Origin of the sequence: Asticcacaulis solisilvae (genome assembly GCF_017875235.1) — a bacterium.
Taxonomy (GTDB): domain Bacteria; phylum Pseudomonadota; class Alphaproteobacteria; order Caulobacterales; family Caulobacteraceae; genus Asticcacaulis; species Asticcacaulis solisilvae_A.
Window position 1 is genome coordinate 183551 of record NZ_JAGGMI010000010.1, and the last position, 12509, is coordinate 196059.

Below are 12509 nucleotides of genomic sequence, written 5' to 3' on the forward strand. Positions count from 1 at the left end.
ATATGCGCGACTTGCACGGCCTTAGCAAGTGTGATGGCGCGGTCGCTTCCTACCAGAGCAGGGTATAAATCAAGACAAGAATGGCGACGATGCCGGCCGCCAGCGCATTAAAGGCTGGTGTCGTGCGGAACTGCGAAAGCGAGGTTTCGGGCGCCCACAGCGTCGCACGGTTCGGTCTCAGCCTTGAGACAGCGACCGTTACGACCAGGCTGATCCAGAAGACCCAGCCGACACGGTCGAGAAACGGCATGTCGGGCATGAAGCGCAGCCCCGCCAGCCATTCCCGGCCGGGCAGGTCCGGATGCTGATGCATGGCGCTGGCCGCAAAGAACAGGACCGAAGCGGCAACCCCGGTCAGCAGGCCATAAAGCGCGCCGGTCGTCGAGGTGCCTTTCCAGAACATGCCCAGGAGGAAGATGACAACGATCGGCGGCGCGAAGAAGCCCGTCAGGTTCTGGCCGATCTGGAAGACCAGGTCGAAATTGCCAAGCAGCGGCTTGGCGACGACCACGGCGACAAGGAGCGCTATCGTGGCGGCCCACCGGCCGGTAGACACCAGCGCCTTTTCCGACAGGGCCGGTCGCGCGGACCGCACCAGGTCGAGGGCGAAGATCGTCGCGATCGAGTTGATCTTCGAGGCGGACGAAGCGACGATGGCGGCGATCAGGGCGGCAAAGACCAGGCCCAGTACACCCGGCGGCAGCAGACGCATCATCGACGGATAGGCCAGGTCGCCACGCGGCAGGCCGGGGGCCAGGATAAGGGCGCACAGGCCCGGCAGCACGACGATCAGGGGCATAAGCAGCTTCAGATAGGCCGCCAGGGCTATGCCGGTCTGGGCTTCGGGCAAGGATTTGGCCGACAGGGCGCGCTGGACGATATACTGGTTGAAGCCAAAATAAGAGATGTTCATCACCCACATGCCGCCGATCAGGACCGCCATCCCCGGGATTTCGGCATAGTTCGGGTCGTTCTCGGCGAAGATGAGATGGAAGTGGCCGGGATACTGCTGATGCAGCCGGCCCAGGCCAGCCATTACGCCGCCCGGCGACAGCGAGCCGCCGATGGTACCCAGCGATATCGCCAATATGGCCAGACCGCCGACGATCAGGATCGTCACCTGGACGATGTCGGTCAGCGCTGCCGCCCTCAGTCCCCCGTACAACTGATAGGACAGGGCGAACAGGCCCAGCAGGGCCAGCCCGATCAGCGGATCGAGGCCGGAAATATGTCCAATCGTCGTGGCGCCCAGCCACAGAATGCCCGTCAGGTTGATGAAGGTGTACTGAATGAGCCAGAAGACCGCCATGAGGGTCTTGACCTCGGTCCCGTAACGCCGCTCCAGGAACCCCGGCATGGTCTCAAGGCCGGCATTGTAAAACACCGGCAGGATATATTTGGCGACGACGATCAGGGCCAGCGCCGCCATCCATTCGTAGGATGCGATGGCAAGCCCCAGGCGATAGCCCGCCCCCGACATGCCGATGATCTGTTCGGCGGAAATGTTGGCGGCAATGATCGACGTTCCGACCGCCCAAAAGGGCAACTGCTTGTCGGCGAAGAAATAGGCGCTGACGTTCAGTCCGCGCGGCGCGCTTTTCGTCACATACCAGGCGGCAAGGCATATCGCGACGCTATAGGCAGCGACGATCGCGATATCGATCGGGGACAGACCGCTTGTCGTCATGATAGGCAAATGCACATCGCCGCGAAGCCGTATACTGCGATATACCGAAAAGTAGGAGCGGTTTTCGGGTAAATTTCGCGAAAAAGCAAAAACTTAGAGCGGAATAGCGTTTCATTGAAACGCACTCCAATCTATTGGCTACAGTGCCCGGGCGCATTCTGCAATCACCTGTTTTCAAAGCGACTTTGACGCATGGCCGAACAGACCACGGCACTATCAACGATAATGACGAAGCAGTCCACATATTGGGACGGAATTATAATACTTTTCTAAATTCCGTAAATTTTGGTGGGATCGCGGAAAGTAAAAAGCCCCTCCACGGCGTGGAGGGGCAGTTGAATATACCCCGGAGGCAAGGGATATATTCGGGCCTCGATCGGCTACTTGGCGTCGGCGATGCCTTGCAGCAGCACCAGGTCGGACGCGTCCGGGATCGCCGGCTGCGGCAGGTCGCGATTCGGCGGCAGGCTGCCCCAGGCCAGGGTAAAGGTCCGGCCGTCCGGCGCCGTCGCCTGCACGGCATTGAGACGCTGGCCGTCAGCGACGTGAACAGTCCTGGCGACGGCATCGGTCAGGCCATCGACCTTGCGCTCCTCGATCAGCCTGAGCGTCTTGGCGTCCACGACGAATTCCAGCGCCTGGCCTAGCCTGACGACGGGCACGATCAACTGGCCCGGCGCGCCGGGACGCGCGCCCTTGACGAAGATTTCGCTGTTCAGCGATCCGCCGCCGCTGAAGTTCCAGCGATAGTTCGTCCAGGCGCTGATCTGGCGTTTGGTCCAGCTTTTGCCCTCGCGGCGCGCCAGCCAGATCTGCGTGTTCCCGTTGGCATCGTACTTGTGGTAGGTGATCGTGACGCGGCCCTGATCGTCAAAGCCGATTATGGTGTTGTTGTTGATCATCCCGCCCTTGACCGGTACGGGATCGACAATTTCGGCCTGGCTTAAGCGAATCGGTAACGGCAAGGGCGTGCCGTCGGCCTTTTCCCAATGGATCAGGTCGCGCGTCCGCGCGTAGCTGAGGTCGTGATTGGTTTCGGCCATCGGCGTTTCGCGCCACACCCATGTGATGTGAAAAATGCCGTCGGGGCCCAGGACCGGCCCCATGAAGTAGGCGTTGCGCGCCCCTTCCCCGTCGACGAGCGGTGTCGAGGTCAGGGCCTTCCATTGCTGGCTGGCTTCATCATAGACGTTGTAAAGCTCGTTGCCATCGCCACTGGAGCCATCGCGGTACTTGTAGATCAGCCGTCCCTGGCCGTCCTTGAGGAAGATCGGATAGGTCATCCGCTTCTCGCGCGCCGGATCGACCATGACGGTCATGCGTTTCAAGGTCCGGACGTCGCCGCCAGGATCGCTGCGGAAATAGGTCAGCGGGTCGACGTGCATATTGCCGGCGACGTGGACGGCGCCCGCGCCATCCAGCGCCATGGCGATATAGTTGTGGCTGTCCCAGCCGAGCCAGGTATCGACCTTGTGGTAGACCCAGTGCGCCGGATTGTTGAGCGGCCGCTGGGCGACGGTCAGCTGCCGGTGGGCGTCGTAATAGGCGACGTAGAGGTGGGTTTTGCTGGCGACCATGGCGAAGCGGGCGCTGTGGCCGGACCAGACCTTGTCGATCGCTTCGGGTGGCTTGACAGGTGTCTGGGCGGACACGGATGTGACGCAAGCCAGGGTAAAAAGAGCCAATAGTATCGGGCGCACCATCGGTTTCCTTGATCAATGAAAAAAATTGGGGCTGCCCAAGGGTAAGCGGCAGCCCCAGCAGGAGGATCTAGAATGACGCCCGGACGCTCAGCTGTACAGTGCGGCCGTCATAATCAACACGGCGGACCTTGCGTTCGTCGACTTCGAACTCGGTCCGGCGGGCGTCGGTGAGATTGAAGGCGTCGATACCCAGGGTGATTCGGTCCGACAGGTTGTAGGAAGCCGAGACGTCGAACTGGCCGCGCGCCTTGACCGAACGCGCCGCGCCGGCAAAGGTGCCGCCCGCCGCCAGCTCATAGCGGTCACGGTAGTTGTAGACCGCCCGGATGCCGAACTTGCTCGTTTCATAGTAGAGGATCAGGTTGGCCGAGTTCTTCGACACGCCCGGCAAGACGGCGGCGGTCCCGCTGACAGTCGTGCCGTCGACATTGGCATAGGAGTAGTTGAACGCCCCGCCCACCTTGTCCCACGGCGCCGGCAGGAAGTCGAAATTCTGCTGGATCGTCAGTTCAGCGCCGGTGACTTCCAGCGGCGTCGGCGAATTGATCGCGCCATTGACGTCGATGCGGGCGGGCGTGCCGCCCGTGATCGTCAGCGTGCTGTAGCAGGTGTCGCCATTGACCGACCAGGTGCCAAGGCCCAGCCCATAGCCATCCGCCGGACACAGGACCGAATCGCGCGTCTCCGCCTGGATCTGGCCGAAGATTTCCTTCTTGTAGAGCGCCAGCCCGATCAGGCCGTTGGGGCGGTTATACCATTCCAGCGCCAGGTCGAAGGAGTTCGAGGTGTAGGGCTCGATCTCGACGCGGCCGAGCGAAATCGCATAGCCTTCGGTCGTCGTCGTCACCGTTGTGCCAATCGGCGAGATGTCGCGCGCATTCGGGCGCACGAAGGTCTTGTAGGCCCCGAAGCGCAGGACGACGTCCTTGGTCAGGTCCGCCGCCAGCAGCATGGACGGCAGGGTGTTGGAATATTCCGTCTCGCGCGTGTTGAGCTTGAAGGTCGCGGTCTGGCCCGTGCCGGTGCGATCGAGCGAAGTGATGACCTGCTTGGTCTGCTCCTGGCGGACGCCGACGTGGCCGCGCAACCGGACGCCGTACACTTCCGCGTCGATCTTGGCCATGACATAGGCCGAAGCCACATCGTCCGACTTGGTGAAGTTGTTGTTGGTGAAGTTGCCGTCGGCCGGATCGTTGACCCAGCCGGCATAGGTCAGGCGCTGGCCGGGCAGGAGCGTGACCGGCTGGAGGCGCGACAGGGCATAGTCGTAGTCGACTGTCTGCCAGTTCTGCAGGTAGTCGCCGCCCTTGCCGCCGAAGAAGTCGTCGGCGAAGGCGCTCTCTACCACGAACTTGCTGTCGATGTTATTGCTCTGGACACCGACGGCGCTGCCGCGATAGCCGGTCGAAGTATATTCCTGCTTTTCGGCGCGCACCCCGGCCTGGAGGCTGTCGAGCCACGACGAATTGAGGAAGCGTTCGACGTCGGCCTGGATGGTCGAAACCGAATTCTTGGCCGTCGAGTCGCTCCCAGCCACGATGAAGCGGTTGCCGTTGGCGTTGGCCAGCTCCGGACCGGCGGGCGGCGTGGATGTGCTGGTCCATGGACCGGTCGTGTCGGTAACCAGCGGCGTCGTCTGGGTGAAGGACAGGACAAAGTTCTCGATGTCGTCGGCGCCGCTGAAGAAGCTGCCCTTCAGCCCGTTGCCCGTCCCCGATGCGCCCAGGGGCTTGGCGGTGTTACGCACGTCGAGCTGGCTCTGGAAGCCGAAATTCTCGGCTTCGGAATGCGCCGCGGCGGCGCTGATCCGCCACGTGTCATTGCGGAAATCGGCCGTCAGGTTGAGGCCGTTGGTCATCTGCCTGAACGACTCCTTGCGATAGGAGGCGTAGACGCGCGGATTGGTGAAGTTGTACTTATCGACGTAGTAGCGGCCATCCTCGCCGAGATACGGCATGACCGTCGGGTCGATAATGGTATTGGCGTCACGCATATCGATATCGAGGATATCGGTCGCGGTCAGCGGCATGTCGCGGTTGCTGTAGAAGTAGGTTCCGCCGATGCGCAGATTGTCGGTGACCTTGAATTCGGCGCCGACGACGCCGGTCAGCAGGTTGCCCTCATTGTACTTGACGCCCTGGCGGATGTCGGACGGCATAAGAATGCCGGTCTTGGACTTCGCGCCCGTACCGCTTGCCGCGCAGACATTCCCCGAAGCGCAACTGCCGTTGCTCTCGAACGCAGCGTAATAATCGCCGAACCGGCTGGCGAAGGTCGGCGTCGTGGTCGCGTTCAGGACTGTGTATTGCGGGAAGTGCAGCGAATCACGGCGGAAGTTTTCCTCGCGGTAGGCCAGTGTGCCGAACACCGCCGCACGGCCTTCCAGGAAGTGCTTCGTGCCCGACACTGTGACCGACGGCGTGAAGTACTTGCCCAGCGAATTGTATTCCGTCGCGGCCTTGATCCAGGCGCCATCCTTGCGGCCGAGCGCCGGCTGAATCTGCAGGTCGATATTGCCGCTGATGCCGCCCGGCTGGTCGGCGGCCGAGACCGACTTGATGACCGAAATGGCGCTGAAGATATCCGAGTTGAACGCGCCCAGAGGCGCTGCGCCCCCGAGGACCGGCGAAGCGAAGTTCATGCCGTTCAGCGTGATCTTGGCGTAGCTGCCCGGCAGGCCGCGCAGGTTGATCGAGGCGTTGCGCGAATCCTCTTCGCGATTGACCTGGACGCCTGGAATACGCTGCAGGGCTTCGCCGACGTTCAGGTCGGGAAAGCGCCCCAGGCCGTCCGACGAGATGCTGTCCGAGACGCCGACCGCCGCGCGCTTCATCTTGAGCGCGTCGCTGTAGCTCTTCTTGAAGCCTGTGACAACGACCACGTCGTCGGCCTTTGGCTGAGGCGCGGCGTCCTGGGTGCTGTCCTGGGCCAGGGCGGGCGTGGTGGCCATGGCCAGCAGGCTCACCCCTGCCATAAGGGCGAACGCGCCCCCCGAAATTCTCTTTTTCATGTGCGTTCCTCGGTCTGAGTTGGTCAGTTATGTTTTGGGGAGACCGCGGACGCAGCCCCCTGACCTACTCAACGAGTGCCGGAATTTTTTCCGCCAAAATTCTGTTAACCTTGCCGGCGCTCAAAAAATCGTACGCAAATTCAATGTGAAGGTACGCCCATCATAGTCATTGGCGCGCGGCAGGCGGGCGTCGCGCTGGTACTGGGAACGCCGGGCATCGCCAAGATTATAGGCATCGAGCGACAGCGAATATCGGGGCGTGAGCACGATCGACGCCGAAGCATCCACCTGGCCGCGCGCCTTCACCCGGCTGCTGCCGCCGGTAAAGGTGCTGACGCCCGCCAGCACATATTCGTCGCGGTAATTATAGATCAGCCGCGCCCCCCATTTTGGCGTCTCGTAATAGCCGATCAGGTTGTAGGTTCGGTCGGAAACGCCCGGCAGGACCGGTGCCGAGCCGTCGGCATTGCGGCCGGAAATGCGCGTCAATGAAGCGTTGAACAGGCCGCCGAAATGCCGCCACGCCCCCGGCAGGAAATCGAAATTCTGCTGGATGCTGAATTCCACACCATCGACAATGATCGGGTTGCCGCTGTTGTAATTGCCGCTGGCCGTAATGATCGCCGGGCGGCCATTGATCAGGATGTCGCTGAGGCAGGCCTCGCCTTCCAGCCGCAAATGCCCCAGGCCAAACGCGGTCGCATCCTCAGGGCAGAGGCGTTCCAGCCGCGATTCGGACGCGACGAAGTTGGTGACGCGCTTGCGGTAAATGGCCAGGGAGACCAGGCTTCCCGGCCGGTTATACCATTCCAGCGACACGTCCTGCGAAACGGCGGTATAGGGTTTCAGGTCATAGCCGCCGTAGGCGATGCTGAAGCCGTTGGAATTGGCAGTGACGGTCGTCGCCGGGCTTAAGTTGCGCGGCTGTGGCTGGGCGTAGGTCTTGTAAGCGGCGAAGCGCAGCACCAGGTCGTCACGGAGATTGGCGGCGATCAGAACCGACGGCAGCCACTGCCGATAGGAAGTGGTGAAACGCCCGAAGTCGTAGCTTGGCGATCCATCTTCGGCATTTCGCCGGTTGAGCACGTTGACCGCCTTTTGCGTGTCTTCAAGGCGCACGCCGATCAGGCTGGTGACCGGCACGCCCTGGAGGTCGACGATCGAGCGCATCTGCGCATAGGCCGAGGCCGTGCGGTGGGTGACGGTAAAGTTGGCTGCGCTGTAGGAGCCGTTGGTGGCGTCGTTGATCCAGCCTGTTTCCGTCAAGGTGTCGCCGGCGCCGACCGTGACCGGCCGCAGGCGCGACAGCGCATAATCGTAATCGACGCGCATGGTGTGTTCGAGATAACCGGGCGCGACGCCACCGAAAAAGTCGCGACTGACGCCGGCGTGCAGAAGGCCATCGCCGAGCGCATCGCCCTGCACGCCCTTGGCGCTGGTGCGATAGCCGCGCGACAGGAAGCGCGCCTCTTCCAGCCGGACGCCGCCGGAGACACTGTCGATCCAGCCGCTTACGCGCCGATCAAGGTCGAGCTGGACGGCGGAGAGGTGGTTTTCGGCATAGCCCGAGCTGCCTGCGACGACGACCTGGTCGCCCAGGGCATTCTGCTGAAAGGCCGGATTGGCCAGGTCGAGCCAGGTCCACGGTCCGAAGGTTTGACGGATATCGGCGCTGTTGAGCGCCAGTGCGTAGCCGCCGATGTCCTCGCCCCCGGAATAGAAGGCGCCAGACAGTCCCGTGCCCGGCCGCGCCGCCGTCCGCCAATCGACCTGGGTCTGTTCCTGATAGTTGCGCGCCTGGGACAGGACGACGGTCCCCGTCCACGTCCAGTCTCCGCCCCGCCATTGCGCCTGGCTGTCGAGGCTCCACACCTGCTGGGTCGTCGGTTCCGAACGCGCCGACAGATTGACCTGTGGCGTGTCGAAGCTGAAGCGATCGACAAAGGCCGAACCGTCCGGAAGGCGCGAAACGGAGGTGGTCGGCGCGACCGTGCTGGCCAGCGGACGCAGATCGACCTCGATCATGTCCATCGCGTTCTGATCGAGCGTGCGCCGGCTGAAAAAGCCATTGGTCGTCAGTTTGATACGGTCGCTTGGCCGGTATTCGACGCCGCCGGCGGCGCTGATGAGCCAGCCTTCGTTATATTTTGAAATCTGGCGGATGTCGGACGGAAAGAGCACGCCGCGCCGGTCCAGCGCGCCGGTGCCGTTGACCGCGCAGGTGTCACCCGACAGGCAACTGCCATCGGCCTGAAACGGGGCATAATATGACGCGTAGACGGTCGCGAAGCCCGGCGTATTGGCGGCCAACGGCGTGTACTGGCTGAAATTGATCGAGTCGCGCCGGAACCGCTCCTGCTTGACGGCGACCGCGCCAAAGACGGCAAGGTCCGCGGTGGGCTTGACCGTATAGCTGACGCTGACGGCAGGGCTCGTTGTTCCGCCCAGCGTATTATATTCGTAGGCAAACTTGGCGAAGCCGCCCGGTTTGCGCGCGCCGGCCGGCTGGATCCGAAGATCAATTATGCCGCTCAGGCCGCCGGACGGATTGTTGGCGCCTGGGCTCTTGATGATCGAGATGGCGCTGAAGATGTCCGAGTTGAATGCGCCCAACGGCGTCGAGCTGTCGAGGATCGGTTCGGCAAAGGACTGGCCGTTGAGCGTGGTGCGCGCGAATGTCCCCGGCAGGCCGCGCAGATTGATGGTCGCGTTGCGCGCCTCGACCTCGCGGTTGATCTGAACGCCGGTAATGCGCTGCACCGCCTCGCCGACATTCAGGTCGGGAAAGCGCCCCAGGCCATCCGAAGAGATCGAGTCGCTGACCGCAATCGCGGTACGCTTGAGCCGGATCCCATCGGCATAGCTCCTGCGATAACCGTTGACGATGACCGCCGGTTCGGCAGCCTCCGGGACGACTTCGGACGGTTCGGGCGGGACGGCCATCTTTGTGACCACGATGGCGCCGCTCGACTTGACGCGATAGTCGAGACCGGTCCTTGCCAGCATGATGGCCAGCGCGGCATCAGGCTTGAGGCGCCCTGAAACCGGCGCCGTGGTTATGCCTTCGATATCGCGGCTGTTGGCCAGGATTTCGACGCCCGACTGCCGGATAAAGGCAGGGATGGTCACCGTCGCCGGACCGCCCGGAATATTGAAGGTCTTGTGAGCCGCACCCGCCCAGGCCGGAACAGCGGACACAGCAAGGACGGCCGCTGAAAGCAGCCCAAACCACCCTGTCCCATACCCGGCACCGGTCATTCGGGGCCCTCGCCTGTACTTTTTCTTTTGAGACGGCAGATGCCGTCCCCACCACCTTATCGTGGCTTTGTCTTGTTACCCAGCCGGATACGTTCCGGCTCGACCCTGACGGGCACGTCCATCAGTTCCCGCACAGTGTCGGCAAAATCCTCGGGCTGGTCCAGGCGATACTGGCCGACCAGCCGCTCATTGCGGATAGCGGGGTCTTCGATGGAAATCTTGATGCGGTTATAGCGATTGAACTCTTCAACGGCGGCTTCCAGCGTCTGGTTCTGCAGGATGATCTTGCCCTCGCGCCAGGCCAGCTTGCGCGGAATGTCCTCGCCCTGCGCGCTGACCGTGATCTCTTCCTTCGCTTCCGGCACGAAGGCACCACTGCCGGCGCTCAGGCGTTTGGGCGCGGCGCCACCGTTCCAGACCTCGACCACGCCTTCTGTCACCAGGACCTCGGCGCCCGAAGCCTTGCGCCGGACGCTAAAAGCGGTGCCGACCGCGCGGACGCGGACATTGCCGGCCTCGACGACGAACGGCTTTTTCGGGTCCTTGGCGACTTCGAACAGGGCCTCGCCCTGGACCAGCACCACCCGGCGCAGCTTCGACGTCATATCGACGAGGACGCGGCTGTCGCTGTTCAGGCTGGCGACCGACCGGTCGGACAGCGGCACTTTCCGCATCTCGCCGAGCGCGGTCTGGATTTCAGTAACCGGCCGCTGCGTCAGGGCATAGAGCCCCAGTCCGGCCGCCGAGGCCGCCGCGAGCCCCAGCCCGCCCATCAGCATGCGCCGTGACGGCAAGGGCGGGTTTTTAGCGATCGCGGGACGCACCATGGGCTGGAGATTGGTCTGGACGGTCGCCTTGTCGAGGCTGTGCCAGATGGCCTGGGCGCGCAGGTACGCGCCCTGATGCCGCGGATGGGCGTCATACCACGCTTCGAATGCGGCGCGGTCGGCGTCGGAGAGGTCCCCGCCCGCCTGCCTTACCACCCAATCCAATGCTTCGTCGTCAATCTTTGACATGTGTGTTCGCTGTGGCGCCTCTGGATGGATGCGATCCATCCGGGCGCGCCGCACCATACTCCGTTACCCCTACCCTCGCCACCATGTCGGCGATCAGGCGCATACCGTTCATCGTTTCCTTCTCAACGATATTCTCGCTGATGTTCAGGTCGCGTGCCGTTTCGGCCTGCGAAAATCCATATATCTTGCGCAACCGGAAAACATCCCGGCAACGTTCGGGCAGATTGGCGATGACGCCAAGCACCCATTTCAGTTCCGCCCGCGCCATGGTGGCGGTTTCGGGCGTAGGTCCGCCGTCCGCCGCCAGCTCGTCCAGGTCCTGGATCGCCTCGAAGCGCACGATGCGATCGCGCCGCGCCTGGTCGATGATGATGTTGCGCGCCATCTGAAAGAGATAGCCGCGCGGATCGCTGATGTGTTCCGTCCGGGGCAGCTTGAGCAGGCGGAAATAGACGTCCTGAACCAGGTCGTCGACCTCCTCCGCGCTCCGGCAAAAGCGTCGCACCTTCAGCCGCAGTTCGGCTTCGAACGGCAGAATATGCGAACTCACCCAGGCAACCGTTTCGGGGTCAGCCCCTCTCATGCGACCTCCTCCTGAAAGTCACAACGAATGCTGCAGATTTTTCCGCCAAAGAAATGTCCATGGCGTTTCTCGCTGTCTATTTCCCCGTCCTTACGGTGAAGGCGTAGCTTTGAGGTTGCAGTTTGATGCGGTACTTGGCAAGTGGCCGTCCGTCGAGCGACCAGCCGGTGTCGCCGCCGACGCCGGTCTGAATGAGGTCGATCAGCAGCGAACCGTCGCCGTGCGGGGCGATGTCCGACGACTTCCACGTCCCCTGCTTGCGCAGGTAGAGGTCCTCATAGGGGAAGGCCAGGGCATTGACCGACAGGGGCTGTTCGCCCGTGACCGTCAGGCCCTCACCGTTTCCGCTGAGGGTGAGCCAGCGCACATCGGTCTTGTTGCCGGATTCCATCGGCCGGCTGTAGGCGTGGTACTGGTCGGCGACCTTGCCGGCATAGACGCCGAGCCCCGCGCCGGTCAGGCGGTCGACATAGCTTTCCTGTGGGCCTTTGCCATACCATTTCATGTCGGTCAGCGACGGATCGGTGTCGAAGCGCAGGCCAAGGCGTAGGGGGTCCGGCAGGTCATCGCGCAGCGGCGTAAAGGTCGCGGCGACGCTCAGCGCGCCGTCAGTCAACAGCCGGTAGGTCGTCTTCCAGTGCACCGAACCGGTGCCGAAGCTGTAGAGGATGCTGACACCGTCGTCGCTCACCTCGACCGAACGCACCTGGCGCTGCTCGGTGAAGGTCTTCCAGATGGCGTGCGACTTGACCACGCCCGTGCCTTCGTCGTTGTCGGTCAGGCCGCGCCAGAAGTTCGGCGCACCGCCCGTCAGCAGCGCCTTGCCGCCATGGCTTAAGGCGACAAGCCCCGTCCTGGCGTCGACCTTGAGCGCCGTCCCCGAAGCCGTTGCGGTAATGACGTCGCCCGACCGTACCGGCTTGACGGCGGCGGCAGTCGTTTCAGCTTTCTTCGCCGGTTTCAGCACGAACTGGTTGAAGCCGATCCCCTGCCCCGCCGGCACGCCTTTGATGGCGCCGGCCTTTGCCGTGGCGGACAGGGTGAGGATATATTCGGCGCCATCATCGGGCAGGTTGGACAAGGTCAGTGCGAGGTCCGCCGACGCGCCCGGGGCGGCGTTGGCGCCAGCAAAGACGCCGGATTGCGTCGCCTGGCCATCCCTCAGCACGGTCCAGTGCAGATCATAACCCGACAGGTCGGTGAAGCTGTTACGGTTGACGACCCTGAACGTGCCGGAGGCGGCATCGCGCTC

The 12509-nt window shown here is 63.0% G+C and carries 7 protein-coding genes; all 7 read right to left on the reverse strand.

The features are described from left to right. Positions 1-49 precede the first annotated feature (49 nt). Entirely contained in the window at positions 50-1687 is a 1638-nt protein-coding gene (locus tag J2X24_RS16735; protein ID WP_209724172.1) for a sodium:solute symporter family transporter, read from the reverse strand. Positions 1688-2067: 380 nt separating this feature from the next. Then, on the reverse strand, positions 2068-3390 hold the full coding sequence (locus tag J2X24_RS16740; RefSeq protein WP_209724174.1) for a BNR repeat-containing protein: 1323 nt from the start codon (positions 3388-3390) through the stop codon (positions 2068-2070). A 67-nt stretch (positions 3391-3457) separates the two neighbouring features. Continuing rightward, positions 3458-6400: a TonB-dependent receptor gene (locus J2X24_RS16745; RefSeq protein ID WP_209724175.1), complete on the reverse strand. Its 2943-nt coding sequence runs from the start codon at positions 6398-6400 to the stop codon at positions 3458-3460. Between the two features lie 120 nt (positions 6401-6520). Further along, positions 6521-9598, reverse strand: a complete 3078-nt coding sequence (locus J2X24_RS16750) for a TonB-dependent receptor (RefSeq protein ID WP_209724177.1) — start codon at positions 9596-9598, stop codon at positions 6521-6523. 116 nt (positions 9599-9714) lie between these two features. Next, positions 9715-10674, reverse strand: coding sequence for a FecR family protein (locus J2X24_RS16755; protein ID WP_209724178.1), 960 nt, complete (start codon positions 10672-10674; stop codon positions 9715-9717). Beyond that, positions 10661-11257, reverse strand: coding sequence for an RNA polymerase sigma factor (locus J2X24_RS16760; protein WP_209724179.1), 597 nt, complete (start codon positions 11255-11257; stop codon positions 10661-10663). The genes J2X24_RS16755 and J2X24_RS16760 overlap by 14 nt, the downstream gene beginning before the upstream one ends. Positions 11258-11333: 76 nt before the next feature. Next, positions 11334-12509: beta-galactosidase small subunit family protein (locus J2X24_RS16765; RefSeq protein WP_209724180.1), on the reverse strand; the 1176-nt coding region annotated here is incomplete at its 5' end.